The organism is Actinomycetospora cinnamomea (assembly GCF_003096675.1).
GTDB classification, from domain to species: Bacteria; Actinomycetota; Actinomycetes; order Mycobacteriales; family Pseudonocardiaceae; genus Actinomycetospora; species Actinomycetospora cinnamomea.
Window position 1 is genome coordinate 306,822 of sequence record NZ_QEKW01000005.1, and the last position, 14,817, is coordinate 321,638.

Consider the following 14,817-nt stretch of genomic DNA (forward strand, 5'->3'; position numbering starts at 1 on the left):
GGGGAGAACCTTTTGCTCGACGTCAACTTCTTCGACGAGCTGCGGATCGGTCTGGCCACCGCCGACGACATCCGCCAGTGGTCCTTCGGCGAGGTCAAGAAGCCCGAGACCATCAACTACCGCACGCTCAAGCCCGAGAAGGACGGCCTCTTCTGCGAGAAGATCTTCGGCCCGACCCGGGACTGGGAGTGCTACTGCGGCAAGTACAAGCGCGTCCGGTTCAAGGGCATCATCTGTGAGCGCTGCGGCGTCGAGGTGACCCGGGCCAAGGTGCGCCGCGAGCGCATGGGCCACATCGAGCTGGCCGCGCCGGTCACGCACATCTGGTACTTCAAGGGCGTTCCGTCGCGCCTGGGCTACCTGCTGGACCTGGCGCCCAAGGACCTCGAGAAGATCATCTACTTCGCTGCCTACGTGATCACCGAGGTGAACACCGAGCAGCGGCACAACGACCAGTCGACGCTCGAGAACGAGATCGCCGGCGAGCGCAAGCGTCTCGAGACCCAGCGCGACAACGACCTCGAGGCCCGCGCGCAGAAGCTGGAGAGCGACCTCGCCGAGCTCGAGGCCGAGGGCGCGAAGTCCGACGTGCGGCGCAAGGTCAAGGAGGGCGGCGAGCGCGAGATGCGCCAGCTGCGCGACCGTGCGCAGCGCGAGATCGACCGCCTCGACGAGGTCTGGACCACGTTCACCAAGCTCGACCGTGGCCAGCTGATCTCGGACGAGACGCTCTACCGCGAGCTCTACGACCGCTACGCCGACTACTTCACCGGCGCCATGGGTGCCGAGGCGATCCAGAAGCTGCTGGAGACCTTCGACATCGAGGCCGAGGCGGAGAACCTCCGCGAGACGATCCGCTCGGGCAAGGGGCAGCGCAAGCTGCGCGCGCTCAAGCGGCTCAAGGTCGTCGCGGCGTTCCAGGCCACCGGCAACCGGCCCACCGGCATGGTGCTGGACTGCGTCCCGGTCATCCCGCCGGACCTGCGCCCGATGGTGCAGCTCGACGGTGGCCGCTTCGCGACGTCGGACCTCAACGACCTGTACCGCCGGGTCATCAACCGCAACAACCGCCTCAAGCGACTGATCGACCTCGGCGCGCCCGAGATCATCGTCAACAACGAGAAGCGGATGCTGCAGGAGGCCGTCGACGCGCTGTTCGACAACGGCCGCCGCGGCCGGCCGGTGACCGGACCGGGCAACCGCCCGCTCAAGTCGCTGTCCGACCTGCTCAAGGGCAAGCAGGGCCGGTTCCGCCAGAACCTGCTCGGCAAGCGCGTCGACTACTCGGGCCGTTCGGTCATCGTCGTCGGCCCGCAGCTCAAGCTGCACCAGTGCGGGCTGCCCAAGCAGATGGCGCTCGAGCTGTTCAAGCCGTTCGTCATGAAGCGGCTGGTCGACCTCAACCACGCCCAGAACATCAAGTCCGCGAAGCGGATGGTCGAGCGTCAGCGCGGCCAGGTCTGGGACGTGCTCGAGGAGGTCATCAACGAGCACCCGGTGATGCTCAACCGGGCGCCCACCCTGCACCGTCTCGGCATCCAGGCCTTCGAGCCGCAGCTGGTCGAGGGCAAGGCGATCCAGCTGCACCCGCTGGTCTGCGAGGCGTTCAACGCCGACTTCGACGGTGACCAGATGGCGGTCCACCTGCCGCTGTCCGCCGAGGCGCAGGCCGAGGCCCGCATCCTCATGCTGTCGGCGAACAACATCCTGTCGCCGGCGTCGGGCAAGCCGCTGGCCATGCCCCGCCTCGACATGGTGACCGGCCTGTACTACCTGACCCAGCGGCGCGAGGGCGCCACCGGCGAGGGCCAGGCCTACTCGTCGCCCGCCGAGGCGATCATGGCCTACGACCTGGGGTCGCTCGACCTCCAGGCGCCGGTGCGGATCCGCCTGAACGGCACCACCGTCCCGGGCCCGGGCATGGCGCCCGAGGGTTGGGAGCCGGGCACGCCGTGGCTGGCCGAGACGACGCTGGGCCGGGTGCTGTTCAACGAGCTGCTGCCGGAGGACTACCCCTTCGTCAACGACCAGCTCCCGAAGAAGCGCCAGGCCGCGATCATCAACGACCTGGCCGAGCGGTACTCGATGACCGAGGTCGCGATGACCCTGGACCGGCTCAAGGACGCCGGGTTCCACTGGGCCACGCGCTCCGGGGTCACCATCGCCATCGACGACGTCGTCGTGCCCCCGCGCAAGCAGGAGATCCTCGACGAGTACGAGGGTCGCGCGGAGCAGGTCAACAAGCGCTACCAGCGCGGTGCGCTCTCCTACCAGGAGCGCAACGACGAGATGGTGCGCATCTGGGGCCAGGCCACCGAGGAGGTGGCCCGGGCCATGGAGGACTACTTCCCCGAGGACAACTCGATCTCGCGGATCGTCGCCTCCGGCGCGGCCGGCAACATGACCCAGGTCCGTCAGCTGGCGGGCATGAAGGGTCTGGTCGCCAACCCCAAGGGCGAGTTCATCCCGCGTCCGATCAAGTCGAACTTCCGCGAGGGCTTCTCGGTCGTCGAGTACTTCATCTCGACGCACGGCACCCGCAAGGGTCTGGCTGACACCGCCCTGCGGACCGCCGACTCGGGCTACCTGACCCGGCGTCTCGTGGACGTCTCGCAGGACGTCATCGTCCGCGAGGTCGACTGCGGCACCGAGCGCGGCATCCCGATGCCGATCGGCGAGGAGGGTCCGAACGGGCTCGTGCGCGATGTGCACGTCGACACCAGCGTGTACACCCGCACGGCGGCCTCGGCGGTCACCGACGACGCCGGCAACGTGCTGCTCGACCGCGGTGCCGACATCGGCCAGCAGGCGATCGACACCCTCCTGGGCGCCGGCGTCGGCAAGGTCCGCGTCCGCAGCGTCCTGACCTGCGACTCGGCCCAGGGCGTCTGCGCGATGTGCTACGGCCGCTCGCTGGCCACCGGCAAGCTCGTCGACGTCGGCGAGGCGGTCGGCATCGTCGCCGCGCAGTCGATCGGTGAGCCCGGCACCCAGCTCACGATGCGCACCTTCCACACCGGTGGCGTCGCGGGCGAGGACATCACCACGGGTCTGCCGCGTGTCCAGGAGCTCTTCGAGGCCCGCGTCCCGAAGGGCAAGGCGCCCATCGCCGACGTGGACGGCCGCATCCAGCTCGAGGACGGCGACAAGTTCTGGAAGATCACCCTCATCCCGGACGACGGGAGCGAGGAGGTCGTCTACGACAAGCTGTCCAAGCGCCAGCGGCTCGCGACGCTGACCGTCGACGGCAACGAGCGCCCGCTGCAGGACGGCGACCACGTCGGCGTCGGCCAGCAGCTGCTCGAGGGCACCGCCGACCCGCACGAGGTCCTGCGCGTGATGGGCCCGCGCGAGGTGCAGCTGCACCTCGTCGACCAGGTGCAGAAGGTGTACCGGTCGCAGGGTGTGTCCATCCACGACAAGCACATCGAGGTCATCGTCCGGCAGATGCTGCGCCGGGTGACGATCATCGATTCGGGCGCCACCGAGTTCCTGCCCGGTGGTGTCGTCGACCGCGCCGAGTTCGAGGCGGCCAACCGCAAGGTGGTCTCCGAGGGCGGCGACCCGGCGGCGGCCCGCCCGGTGCTGATGGGCATCACGAAGGCCTCGCTGGCCACGGAGTCTTGGCTCTCGGCCGCGTCGTTCCAGGAGACCACCCGGATCCTCACGAACGCCGCGATCGAGGGGAAGTCCGACAGCCTGGTCGGCCTCAAGGAGAACGTGATCATCGGCAAGCTGATCCCGGCCGGCACCGGCATCAACCGGTACCGGAACATCCAGGTCCAGCCGACCGAGGAGGCCCGCGCGGCCGCCTACGCCCTGCCGAGCTACGACGACGGGTACTACGCCCCCGACGTGTTCGGCTCGGGGACCGGGGCCGCCGTGCCGCTCGACGACTACGACTTCGGTCAGTTCCGCTGACCTGAGCCCGTAGCCAGCACGACACCGGAGGGCGTCCCCGCACCGCGGGGGCGCCCTCCGTCGTGTGCGGGGCGGCGCGCCTGGAGCGAGGGCGTCCCTGGGTGCGTGGGACGCAGCGAGGGCGTCGCTCGCTGCGACACGGGCGCGCCGGCCCGCCTGGAGTGAGGGCGTCCCTGGGTGCGTGGGACGCAGCGAGGGCGTCCCTCGCTGCGACACGGGCGCGCCGGGGGAGCGGCGGGTTGCGGGGCAGGGAGTCACCGGTATCGTGGCGCCAGTCCGGTCGGTGCGGTGACGCTCCCCGCGCCGGCATGGCCGCCCGATCTGCGCGGCGGTCGAGGACGTCCGAGGGGCCGCGGCGCAGGACACCGACGGCGTCGCCGGACCGCCCGCGAGGCGGCGACCGGCACCCTGATCCGACCCGCTGCGACGTGCCCTCGGACAGGCGCGTACCCTGGAGTCCAGTGCCCGACGTGGTCGGGTCGCTCCGCGTGCCCCGGGTGTGCGGTGCGCCGGTCTCCCCTCGCGAGGGACGACCACGGCGCCCCCCGTGTGGCCGGTCGGTACGCCGGGGCTCGGCGTGTTCGCGACGCCGGCCCCGGGCGCGGAGCACGAGCCCGATCGGACAGCCAGCAGAACGGAAGAAACCCCACTCGATGCCCACCATCCAGCAGTTGGTCCGCCGGGGCCGCGAGGACAAGGTCGAGAAGACCAAGACCGCGGCCCTGAAGGGGAGCCCGCAGCGCCGCGGCGTCTGCACGCGCGTCTACACCACCACGCCGAAGAAGCCGAACTCCGCGCTGCGCAAGGTCGCGCGCGTCCGGCTCTCGAACGGCATCGAGGTCACCGCCTACATCCCCGGTGAGGGCCACAACCTGCAGGAGCACTCGATCGTGCTCGTGCGTGGTGGCCGTGTGAAGGACCTCCCCGGTGTCCGTTACAAGATCATTCGCGGCGCGCTCGACACGCAGGCGGTGAAGAACCGCAAGCAGGCCCGCAGCCGCTACGGGACGAAGAAGGACAAGAGCTGATGCCGCGCAAGGGACCCGCTCCGAAGCGTCCGCTCGTGGCCGACCCGGTCTACGGGTCGCCGCTCGTGACGCAGCTCGTGAACAAGGTGCTCGTGGACGGCAAGCGCTCGCTCGCCGAGCGGATCGTCTACGGCGCCCTGGAGGGCTGCCGCGAGCGCAACGGCGCCGACCCGGTCGTCACGCTCAAGCGCGCGCTGGACAACGTGAAGCCGGCCCTCGAGGTCCGCAGCCGCCGCGTCGGTGGCGCGACCTACCAGGTGCCGATCGAGGTCCGCGCGGGCCGCTCGACCACGCTCGGCCTGCGCTGGCTCATCACGTACTCCCGGGCGCGGCGGGAGAAGACCATGATCGAGCGGCTGACGAACGAGCTGCTCGACGCCTCGAACGGCCTGGGCGCGAGCGTCAAGCGCCGCGAGGACACTCACAAGATGGCGGAGTCGAACAAGGCGTTCGCGCACTACCGCTGGTGATCGAGCGGGGCGCCCGGGTGCGAACCACCCGGGCCCCCGGCCGATCCGAGAGAACACCCGCCGCGGGACCCGCGGCGACGAACCGACGGGAAGAGGAATCTCGTGGCACGCGACGTGCTGACCGACCTGGGCAAGGTCCGCAACATCGGGATCATGGCCCACATCGACGCGGGCAAGACCACCACGACCGAGCGCGTCCTGTTCTACACCGGCATCAACTACAAGCTCGGTGAGGTCCACGACGGCGCGGCCACGATGGACTGGATGGAGGAGGAGCAGAAGCGCGGCATCACGATCACGTCCGCCGCGACGACCTGCTTCTGGAAAGACCACCAGATCAACATCATCGACACGCCGGGCCACGTCGACTTCACCGTCGAGGTGGAGCGCTCGCTGCGCGTCCTGGACGGCGCGGTCGCCGTCTTCGACGGCAAAGAGGGCGTCGAGCCGCAGTCCGAGACGGTGTGGCGCCAGGCCGACACGTACAACGTCCCGCGCGTCTGCTTCGTCAACAAGATGGACAAGCTCGGCGCGGACTTCTACTTCACCGTGCAGACGATCAAGGACCGCCTCGGCGCCAGGCCGCTGGTCCTGCAGCTCCCGCTCGGTTCGGAGTCGGAGTTCTACGGCGTCGTCGACCTGGTGCGCATGCGCGCGCTGACGTGGCGCGGCGAGGTGTCCAAGGGCGAGGACTACGCCGTCGAGGACATCCCCGCCGAGATGGCCGACCAGGTCGAGGAGTACCGCACGGCCCTCATCGAGGCCATCGCCGAGAACGACGAGGCGCTCATGGAGCGCTACTTCGCCGGCGAGGAGCTCACGGTCGAGGAGATCGAGCACGGCATCCGCGCCGTGACGATCACCGGTGAGGCCTACCCGGTGCTGTGCGGCTCGGCGTTCAAGAACAAGGGCGTGCAGCCGATGCTGGACGCGGTCATCGCCTACCTCCCGGCGCCGACCGACGTCCCCGCCGTGAACGGCACGCTGCTCGACGGGGAGACCGCCGTGCAGCGCCACGCCACGACGGACGAGCCGTTCTCGGCGCTCGCCTTCAAGATCGCGGCGCACCCGTTCTACGGGAAGCTGACCTACGTCCGCGTGTACTCGGGCCGCATCGCCCAGGGCACGCAGGTCATCAACTCGACCAAGGACCGCAAGGAGCGCATCGGCAAGCTGCTGCAGATGCACTCCAACAAGGAGAACCCGGTCGACGAGGCCCGCGCCGGCCACATCTACGCCGTGGTGGGCCTCAAGGACACGACGACGGGTGACACCCTCTGCGACCCGCAGAACCCGGTGATCCTCGAATCGATGACCTTCCCGGAGCCGGTCATCTCCGTCGCGGTCGAGCCGAAGTCGAAGGCCGACCAGGAGAAGCTCTCCACGGCCATCCAGCGTCTCGCCGACGAGGACCCGACGTTCCGCGTCAACCTCGACGAGGAGACCGGACAGACGATCATCTCGGGGATGGGCGAGCTCCACCTCGAGGTGCTGGTCAACCGGATGAAGTCCGACTTCAAGGTCGAGGCCAACATCGGCAAGCCGCAGGTGGCCTACCGCGAGACCATCCGCAGGACGGTCGACAAGTACGAGTACACGCACAAGAAGCAGACCGGTGGCTCGGGGCAGTTCGCCCGCGTCATCATCAAGCTCGAGCCGCTCGAGAAGTCCGCGGACGGCCCGCTGTACGAGTTCGACAACAAGGTCACCGGTGGTCGCGTGCCGCGCGAGTACATCCCGTCGGTGGACGAGGGTGCGCAGGACGCCATGCAGTACGGCGTGCTGGCCGGCTACCCGCTGGTCGGGCTCAAGCTGACGCTGCTCGACGGCCAGTACCACGAGGTCGACTCGTCGGAGATGGCGTTCAAGGTGGCCGGGTCGATGGCGCTGAAGGAGGCGGCCCGCAAGGCCGACCCCGCGCTGCTCGAGCCGGTCATGGCCGTCGAGGTCAACACGCCCGAGGACTACATGGGCGACGTCATCGGCGACCTCAACTCCCGCCGTGGCCAGATCCAGGCCATGGAGGAGCGGGCCGGCGGCCGCGTCGTGCGCGCGATCGTCCCGCTCTCGGAGATGTTCGGCTACGTCGGCGACCTGCGGTCGCGGACCCAGGGCCGGGCGAACTACTCGATGCAGTTCGACTCCTACGCGGAGGTCCCGGCCAACGTGGCCAAGGAGATCATCGCGAAGGCGACGGGCGAGTGAGCATCGAACCGAAGCGAGGAGCGGAGCGAGCCCGGAGTCGAGCCATGAGCAGAGCGAAGACGACCGGCGAGTGAGGCGGGCCCGCGACCCGGGTGAACCCCCGGGTCGCGGACCACGTCACGGACCGGCACGAGGCCTTCGCTAGCCTCGTGTCGGCCCTCTCGGTCCTCCGAGACACGGCAGGACCCAACCGACGAGCACCACCCGGCCCGGGCCCACGACGAGGGACGGGCAGGAGAACACAGTCCAGGAGGACGAGAGCAGTGGCGAAGGCCAAGTTCGAGCGGACCAAGCCGCACGTCAACATCGGCACGATCGGTCACATCGACCACGGGAAGACGACGCTCACCGCGGCGATCACCAAGGTCCTGCACGACAAGTACCCGGACCTCAACCAGGCCTCGGCGTTCGACATGATCGACAAGGCGCCCGAGGAGCGCCAGCGCGGCATCACGATCTCGATCGCGCACGTCGAGTACCAGACCGAGAAGCGCCACTACGCGCACGTCGACTGCCCCGGGCACGCCGACTACGTCAAGAACATGATCACCGGTGCCGCCCAGATGGACGGTGCCATCCTCGTGGTGGCCGCCACCGACGGCCCCATGCCGCAGACCCGCGAGCACGTGCTGCTCGCCCGCCAGGTCGGTGTGCCCTACATCGTCGTGGCGCTGAACAAGGCGGACATGGTCGACGACGAGGAGATCATGGAGCTCGTCGAGATGGAGGTCCGCGAGCTGCTGAGCTCGCAGGACTTCCCCGGCGACGACCTCCCCGTGGTCCGCGTCTCGGCGCTCAAGGCGCTCGAGGGCGACGCCGAGTGGGGCAACGCCATCATGAACCTGATGGACGCCGTCGACGACAACATCCCGTCGCCGGAGCGTGACACCGACAAGCCGTTCCTCATGCCCGTCGAGGACGTCTTCACGATCACCGGCCGCGGCACCGTCGTCACCGGCCGCGTCGAGCGCGGCATCGTCAAGGTGAACGAGGAGGTGGAGATCATCGGCATCCGCGCGAAGTCGACGAAGACCACCACCACGGGCATCGAGATGTTCCGCAAGCTCCTCGACGAGGGGCGCGCCGGCGACAACGTCGGTCTGCTCCTGCGCGGCATCAAGCGCGAGGACGTCGAGCGCGGCATGGTCATCGGCAAGCCGGGCTCGATCACCCCGCACACCGAGTTCGAGGGCCAGGTCTACATCCTGGGCAAGGACGAGGGCGGTCGGCACACGCCGTTCTTCAACAACTACCGCCCGCAGTTCTACTTCCGGACCACCGACGTCACCGGCGTGGTGACGCTGCCGGAGGGCACCGAGATGGTCATGCCCGGTGACAACACCGAGATGTCCGTCCAGCTGATCCAGCCGATCGCCATGGAGGAGGGCCTCCAGTTCGCCATCCGTGAGGGTGGCCGGACGGTCGGCGCCGGTCAGGTCACGAAGATCATCAAGTAGGGCCCGCGCAGGAGCAGCTGCTCCTGCGCACCCCCGGTGTGGGGCCGCCCCGGCGGCCGTGCGACACTGGAGTCCTAGCTCGCACGGGGCGGCCGGCTCATGCGGTATCGAGCCGGCCGCCCCGTTGTGAGTGGGGTCCGAGAGCCACACCACCGGACCCGGGTGCGCCGGCCTGGCCGGCACCCACCGTGCCGACGCCCTCGCGGGTGGCGGGACGGACACACGTTGAACAGCGCGGGGTCCGCGGGGCCGCACGAGTGCGAGAGCACGAGGCGGAGCCTGCCGACGGATTCGACACGCCCGACCGCGTGGACCGGAGACGGTCCGGCTCGGGGGGATCGAGGCCGGGCGGCACGAGCACCGGGGCGTCTCGAGAACCTGGCCAGCCGCCGGGGGGTCACACCCCCGGGCGGGACGAGAAGAGGAACGGCGAAGCCACCATGGCGGGACAGAAGATCCGCATCCGGCTCAAGGCCTACGACCACGAAGCGATCGACGCGTCGGCTCGCAAGATCGTCGAGACCGTGACGCGCACCGGCGCCTCGGTGGTCGGGCCCGTGCCGCTGCCGACCGAGAAGAACATCTACTGCGTCATCCGCTCGCCGCACAAGTACAAGGACTCGCGCGAGCACTTCGAGATGCGCACGCACAAGCGACTGATCGACATCGTCGACCCGACGCCGAAGACGGTGGACGCGCTCATGCGCATCGACCTGCCGGCGAGCGTCGACGTGAACATCCAGTGAGGTCGGCAGTGACTACAGCGACTGCAGCGCCGGCGAAGCCGGAGCGGAAGATGAGCGGCGTCCTCGGCACCAAGGTCGGCATGACCCAGGTGTTCGACGAGGCGAACCGCGTCGTCCCGGTGACCGTGGTCAAGGCCGGGCCGTGCGTCGTGACGCAGGTCCGCACGCCCTCGGTCGACGGGTACAACGCCGTCCAGATCGCCTACGGCGCCATCGACCCGCGCAAGGTGAACAAGCCCGAGACCGGCCACTTCACCAAGGCCGGCGTGACCCCGCGGCGCCACCTCGCCGAGCTGCGCACCAGCGACGCGAGCGACTACGAGGTCGGCCAGGAGGTCACCGCCGAGGTGTTCTCCGCCGGCGCCGTCGTCGACGTCTCGGGCACCAGCAAGGGCAAGGGCACCGCCGGTGTCATGAAGCGTCACGGCTTCGGCGGCCTCGGGGCCAGCCACGGCACGCAGCGCAAGCACCGCTCGCCGGGCGCCATCGGCGGCTGCGCGACCCCCGCGCGCGTGTTCAAGGGCCAGCGGATGGCCGGCCGGATGGGCAACGAGCGCGTGACCACCCAGAACCTGACCGTGCACGGCGTCGACGCCGACGCGGGCCTGCTGCTGATCCGCGGCGCCGTCCCCGGTCCCCGCGGCGGCCTGGTCCTCGTGACGAGCGCCAGCAAGAGGCCCCAGGAGACGACACAGTCCTCGAAGGGCGGTGAGCAGTGAGCACCCCGGAGACCACGACCGCCCGGCGCAGTGGCTACTCGGCCGGTGAGGCCCGCCGCCTCGCCCGGCGCGAGGCCCACGCCGCGGCCGCCGGCGAGACGCGCAGCGTCCCCGTGCACACGCCGACCGGCGGCACGGACGGCACCGCGGAGCTCCCCGGCGAGCTCTTCGACGCGCCGGCCAACACCGCGCTGATGCACCAGGTCGTCACCGCGCAGCTCGCGGCGGCCCGCCAGGGCACGCACGACACCAAGACGCGCGGCGAGGTCCGCGGCGGCGGCAAGAAGCCGTACCGCCAGAAGGGCACCGGCCGCGCCCGCCAGGGCTCGGTGCGCGCGCCGCAGTTCACCGGTGGAGGCACCGTCCACGGTCCGACGCCGCGGCAGTACGACCAGCGGACCCCGAAGAAGATGAAGGCGGCGGCCCTGCGCGGCGCGCTGTCCGACCGCGCCCGCCACGAGCGCATCCACGTCTTCTCCGCGCTGGTCGACGGCACCGCGCCGTCCACCAAGGGCGCGCGCACCGCGCTGGAGGGCGTCGTGGCGCCGAGCCGCGAGCACCGCCGGGTGCTGGCGGTCATCGCCCGCGACGACGAGGCGGGCCGGCGCAGCATCGCCAACCTGCCGGCGGTCCACCAGCTCACGCCGGACCAGCTCAACACCTACGACGTCCTGCGCGCCGACGACGTGGTCTTCACGACCGCGGCGCTCGAGGCCTTCATCGCCTCCCGGACGACGGCGGGACAGGAGGCCGTCCAGTGATCACGGACCCGCGTGACGTCATCATCGCGCCGGTGATCTCGGAGAAGAGCTACGGCCTTCTCGAGGAGCGCCAGTACACGTTCCTGGTGCGGCCGGACGCGAACAAGACGCAGATCAAGATCGCCGTCCAGCAGATCTTCGACGTGCAGGTGGCCAGCGTGAACACGCTGAACCGCGAGGGCAAGCGCAAGCGCTCCCGCCGCGGCTTCGGCAAGCGCAAGGACACCAAGCGCGCCGTGGTGACCGTGACGCCCGAGAGCCGGACCATCGACGTCTTCGGCGCCCCCGGGGCAGGGAGCTGACCATGGGAATCCGCAGGTACAAGCCGACGACCGCCGGGCGGCGCGGCGCGAGCGTCTCGGACTTCGCCGAGATCACGCGCGACCACCCCGAGAAGTCGCTGATCCGTCCGCTGCACAACAAGGGCGGCCGCAACGTCACCGGGCGCATCACCACCCGGCACCAGGGCGGGGGCCACAAGCGGGCCTACCGGGTCATCGACTTCCGTCGACACGACAAGGACGGCGTGCCGGCCAAGGTCGCGCACATCGAGTACGACCCGAACCGCAGCGCCCGCATCGCCCTGCTGCACTACCTCGACGGCGAGAAGCGCTACATCATCGCCCCCGAGCGCCTCGGCCAGGGCGACACGGTGGAGGCCGGCCCCAAGGCCGACATCAAGCCGGGCAACAACCTGCCACTGCGCAACATCCCCACCGGCACCGTGATCCACGCGATCGAGCTCCGCCCCGGCGGCGGCGCCAAGATCGCGCGGTCGGCCGGCGCGCGGGTGCAGCTGGTGGCCAAGGACGGCCCGTACGCGCAGCTGCGGATGCCCTCGGGCGAGATCCGCAACGTGGACGTGCGGTGCCGCGCCACCATCGGCGAGGTCGGCAACGCCGAGCACTCGAACATCAACTGGGGCAAGGCGGGCCGCAACCGCTGGCGCGGCAAGCGCCCGTCGGTGCGCGGTGTGGCCATGAACCCGGTCGACCACCCGCACGGCGGTGGTGAGGGCAAGACCTCGGGTGGGCGCCACCCGGTCAACCCCGCCGGCACCCCCGAGGGCCGCACCCGGACCCGGAAGCCGAGCGACAGCATGATCGTGCGCCGTCGCCGCACCGGCAAGAACCGCAAGAAGCGCTGACGAGAGCAGGAGGGAGCGAAGCGATGCCACGCAGTCTCAAGAAGGGCCCGTTCGTCGACGACCACCTGCTCAAGAAGGTGGACGCGCTCAACGAGGCCAACCGCAAGACCGTCATCCGGACCTGGTCCCGACGGTCGACGATCATCCCGGACATGATCGGCCACACGCTGGCCGTCCACGACGGGCGCAAGCACGTCCCGGTGTTCGTCTCGGAGTCCATGGTCGGGCACAAGCTCGGCGAGTTCGCCCCGACCCGCACGTTCCGCGGGCACGTCAAGGAGGACCGCCGCTCCCGTCGTCGCTGACGGCGCCGGGAACAGCGCGCGGCATCCGAATGGCCCGAACCAAGGAAGGTACGTCCGAAATGGCTGCACCAGCCGACACCGACACGGCGCCCCGCGGCGCCGTCGCGCGGGCGCGCTACGTGCGCATGTCGCCGATGAAGGTCCGTCGCGTGGTGGACCTGGTGCGCGGCATGCCCGTCGGCCAGGCCGCCTCGGTGCTGGAGTTCGCCCAGCTGAAGGCGGCCCGCCCGGTGGCGAAGCTCGTCGCCAGCGCGGTGGCCAACGCCGAGAACAACGTCGACCTGGACCCCGCGGACCTCGTGATCTCGACGATCACGGTGGACGAGGGTCCGACCATGAAGCGGTTCCAGCCCCGCGCGCAGGGCCGGGCCTACCGCATCCGGAAGCGGACCAGCCACATCTTCGTCGAGGTGACCGAGGCCCCGGCGAAGGGCGGCCGTCCGCGCGCGAAGGGGAGTGGCCGCTGATGGGCCAGAAGATCAACCCGCACGGCTTCCGCCTGGGCATCACCACGGACTGGAAGTCGCGCTGGTACGCCGACAAGCAGTATTCCGACTACGTGGCCGAGGACGTCAAGATCCGCCGCATGCTCTCCAAGGGCATGGAGCGGGCCGGCATCTCCAAGGTCGAGATCGAGCGCACCCGTGACCGCGTGCGCGTCGACATCCACACCGCGCGCCCGGGCATCGTCATCGGCCGCCGCGGCGCCGAGGCCGACCGCCTGCGCGGCAACCTCGAGAAGCTGACCGGCAAGCAGGTCCAGCTCAACATCCTCGAGGTCAAGGGCGCCGAGGCCGACGCCCAGCTCGTCGCGCAGGGCGTGGCCGAGCAGCTGTCCAACCGCGTGTCGTTCCGCCGCGCGATGCGCAAGGCCATGCAGTCGGCCATGCGCAGCCCGGGCGTCAAGGGCATCCGGGTGCAGTGCTCGGGCCGGCTCGGCGGCGCGGAGATGTCGCGCTCGGAGTTCTACCGCGAGGGGCGCGTGCCGCTGCACACGCTGCGCGCGGAGATCGACTACGGCCTGTTCGAGGCCCGGACCAACTTCGGCCGCATCGGCGTGAAGGTCTGGATCTACAAGGGCGACGTCGTGGGCGGCAAGCGCGAGTCCGAGCGTCAGGCGGCGCTCGACGCCGCGCAGCGCGACCCGCGCGGTGGCCGTGGCCGTGGCGACCGTGACCGTCCCCGCGGCCGGCGCTCCGGCTCCTCCGGCACGACCGGGACGAGCACCGAGGCCGGGCGCGCGGCGGCGGAGCAGGCAGGGGCGGGTGCGACCACCGGCGGTGCGCCGGCGGGCGCCGCGCCCGAGGCGACCACGCAGACAGCCACCTCACCGACGGAGTCCTGAGCCATGCTGATCCCGCGCAAGGTCAAGTACCGCAAGCAGCACCGGCCGGACCGGACGGGCTCCGCCAAGGGCGGCACCCAGATGTCCTTCGGTGACTACGGCATCCAGGCCCTGGAGCACGCCTACGTCACCAACCGGCAGATCGAGTCCGCCCGTATCGCCATCACGCGGCACATCCGCCGTGGCGGCAAGGTGTGGATCAACATCTTCCCCGACCGGCCGCTGACCAAGAAGCCGGCGGAGACCCGCATGGGTTCGGGGAAGGGCTCGCCCGAGAAGTGGGTGGCCAACGTGAAGCCGGGCCGGGTCATGTTCGAGATGAGCTACCCCAACGAGGCCACGGCCCGCGAGGCCCTGCGCCGCGCGCAGCACAAGCTGCCGATGCGCTGCCGCATCGTGAGCCGTGAGGAGACGTTCTGATGGCCGCCGGAACCCCCGCCAGCGAGCTGCGCGAGCTCACCAGCGAGGAGCTCGTCGCCCGGGCCCGCGAGGCCAAGGCGGAGCTGTTCAACCTCCGCTTCCAGATGGCCACCGGGCAGCTGGACAACAACCGTCGACTGCGGACCGTGCGCCACGACATCGCGCGCATCTACACGGTGATGCGCGAGCGTGAGCTCGGCCTGTCGGTCAGCCCCGATGAAGGATCTGGCGCCGACGAGGAGGGAGCGGCATGAGCGAGCCCCAGGAGACCACTCCGTCCAGCTCGGGGGCGT

Annotated in this window: 15 protein-coding genes; all 15 read left to right on the forward strand. The window is 70.2% G+C overall.

From position 1 onward, the window contains the following. Positions 1 to 12 precede the first annotated feature (12 nt). The 15 genes from C8D89_RS12700 to rpmC all read left to right on the forward strand — a co-directional run bounded on the left by C8D89_RS12700 (position 13) and on the right by rpmC (position 14,778). Positions 13 to 3,921, forward strand: a complete 3,909-nt coding sequence (locus tag C8D89_RS12700; RefSeq protein ID WP_116708456.1) for a DNA-directed RNA polymerase subunit beta' — start codon at positions 13 to 15, stop codon at positions 3,919 to 3,921. 653 nt (positions 3,922 to 4,574) lie between these two features. Beyond that, on the forward strand, positions 4,575 to 4,949 hold the full coding sequence (gene rpsL, locus C8D89_RS12705; RefSeq protein WP_116708457.1) for a 30S ribosomal protein S12: 375 nt from the start codon (positions 4,575 to 4,577) through the stop codon (positions 4,947 to 4,949). Further along, positions 4,949 to 5,419, forward strand: coding sequence for a 30S ribosomal protein S7 (rpsG, locus tag C8D89_RS12710; RefSeq protein WP_116708458.1), 471 nt, complete (start codon positions 4,949 to 4,951; stop codon positions 5,417 to 5,419). Before rpsL ends, rpsG begins: the two co-directional genes overlap by 1 nt. 102 nt (positions 5,420 to 5,521) lie before the next feature. Further along, positions 5,522 to 7,624 carry an elongation factor G gene (gene fusA / locus C8D89_RS12715; RefSeq protein WP_116708459.1) on the forward strand — a complete coding sequence of 701 codons (2,103 nt, stop codon included), beginning with the start codon at positions 5,522 to 5,524 and terminating at the stop codon, positions 7,622 to 7,624. Between the two features lie 263 nt (positions 7,625 to 7,887). Then, a complete protein-coding gene (gene tuf, locus C8D89_RS12720; RefSeq protein WP_116708460.1) occupies positions 7,888 to 9,081 on the forward strand; it encodes an elongation factor Tu in 1,194 nt (397 codons plus the stop codon). A gap of 440 nt (positions 9,082 to 9,521) precedes the next feature. Next, positions 9,522 to 9,827: a 30S ribosomal protein S10 gene (rpsJ, locus tag C8D89_RS12725; protein ID WP_116708461.1), complete on the forward strand. Its 306-nt coding sequence runs from the start codon at positions 9,522 to 9,524 to the stop codon at positions 9,825 to 9,827. A 50-nt stretch (positions 9,828 to 9,877) separates the two neighbouring features. Next, positions 9,878 to 10,546, forward strand: coding sequence for a 50S ribosomal protein L3 (gene rplC / locus C8D89_RS12730; RefSeq protein ID WP_116708462.1), 669 nt, complete (start codon positions 9,878 to 9,880; stop codon positions 10,544 to 10,546). A gap of 113 nt (positions 10,547 to 10,659) precedes the next feature. Next, on the forward strand, positions 10,660 to 11,307 hold the full coding sequence (gene rplD, locus C8D89_RS12735; protein WP_116708553.1) for a 50S ribosomal protein L4: 648 nt from the start codon (positions 10,660 to 10,662) through the stop codon (positions 11,305 to 11,307). Next, the gene (rplW, locus tag C8D89_RS12740) at positions 11,304 to 11,609 is read left to right on the forward strand and encodes a 50S ribosomal protein L23 (RefSeq protein ID WP_116708463.1); all 306 of its coding nucleotides are present in this window, start codon (positions 11,304 to 11,306) and stop codon (positions 11,607 to 11,609) included. Before rplD ends, rplW begins: the two co-directional genes overlap by 4 nt. A gap of 2 nt (positions 11,610 to 11,611) precedes the next feature. Further along, the gene (gene rplB, locus C8D89_RS12745; RefSeq protein WP_116708464.1) at positions 11,612 to 12,454 is read left to right on the forward strand and encodes a 50S ribosomal protein L2; all 843 of its coding nucleotides are present in this window, start codon (positions 11,612 to 11,614) and stop codon (positions 12,452 to 12,454) included. Positions 12,455 to 12,477: 23 nt separating this feature from the next. Further along, entirely contained in the window at positions 12,478 to 12,759 is a 282-nt protein-coding gene (gene rpsS, locus C8D89_RS12750; protein WP_116708465.1) for a 30S ribosomal protein S19, read from the forward strand. A 59-nt stretch (positions 12,760 to 12,818) separates the two neighbouring features. Continuing rightward, positions 12,819 to 13,226 (forward strand): 50S ribosomal protein L22, encoded by a 408-nt coding sequence (gene rplV / locus C8D89_RS12755; RefSeq protein ID WP_116708466.1) that lies wholly within the window; start codon positions 12,819 to 12,821, stop codon positions 13,224 to 13,226. Next, entirely contained in the window at positions 13,226 to 14,104 is an 879-nt protein-coding gene (gene rpsC / locus C8D89_RS12760) for a 30S ribosomal protein S3 (RefSeq protein ID WP_116708467.1), read from the forward strand. Before rplV ends, rpsC begins: the two co-directional genes overlap by 1 nt. A gap of 3 nt (positions 14,105 to 14,107) precedes the next feature. After that, complete coding sequence (rplP, locus tag C8D89_RS12765; RefSeq protein ID WP_116708468.1) at positions 14,108 to 14,524, forward strand: 50S ribosomal protein L16; 417 nt, start codon at positions 14,108 to 14,110, stop codon at positions 14,522 to 14,524. Further along, positions 14,524 to 14,778 (forward strand): 50S ribosomal protein L29, encoded by a 255-nt coding sequence (rpmC, locus tag C8D89_RS12770; RefSeq protein WP_116708469.1) that lies wholly within the window; start codon positions 14,524 to 14,526, stop codon positions 14,776 to 14,778. Before rplP ends, rpmC begins: the two co-directional genes overlap by 1 nt. The last annotated feature ends 39 nt before the right edge of the window (positions 14,779 to 14,817 follow it).

Bases quoted from the DNA above. Each gene is read 5' to 3' on its own strand.
- rpsL (WP_116708457.1), top strand. From the start codon at position 4,575: ATGCCCACCATCCAGCAGTTGGTCCGCCGGGGCCGCGAGGACAAGGTC.
- rpsG (WP_116708458.1), top strand. From the start codon at position 4,949: ATGCCGCGCAAGGGACCCGCTCCGAAGCGTCCGCTCGTGGCCGACCCG.
- rpsJ (WP_116708461.1), top strand. From the start codon at position 9,522: ATGGCGGGACAGAAGATCCGCATCCGGCTCAAGGCCTACGACCACGAA.
- rplC (WP_116708462.1), top strand. From the start codon at position 9,878: ATGAGCGGCGTCCTCGGCACCAAGGTCGGCATGACCCAGGTGTTCGAC.
- rplB (WP_116708464.1), top strand. From the start codon at position 11,612: ATGGGAATCCGCAGGTACAAGCCGACGACCGCCGGGCGGCGCGGCGCG.
- rpsS (WP_116708465.1), top strand. From the start codon at position 12,478: ATGCCACGCAGTCTCAAGAAGGGCCCGTTCGTCGACGACCACCTGCTC.
- rplV (WP_116708466.1), top strand. From the start codon at position 12,819: ATGGCTGCACCAGCCGACACCGACACGGCGCCCCGCGGCGCCGTCGCG.
- rpsC (WP_116708467.1), top strand. From the start codon at position 13,226: ATGGGCCAGAAGATCAACCCGCACGGCTTCCGCCTGGGCATCACCACG.
- rplP (WP_116708468.1), top strand. From the start codon at position 14,108: ATGCTGATCCCGCGCAAGGTCAAGTACCGCAAGCAGCACCGGCCGGAC.
- rpmC (WP_116708469.1), top strand. From the start codon at position 14,524: ATGGCCGCCGGAACCCCCGCCAGCGAGCTGCGCGAGCTCACCAGCGAG.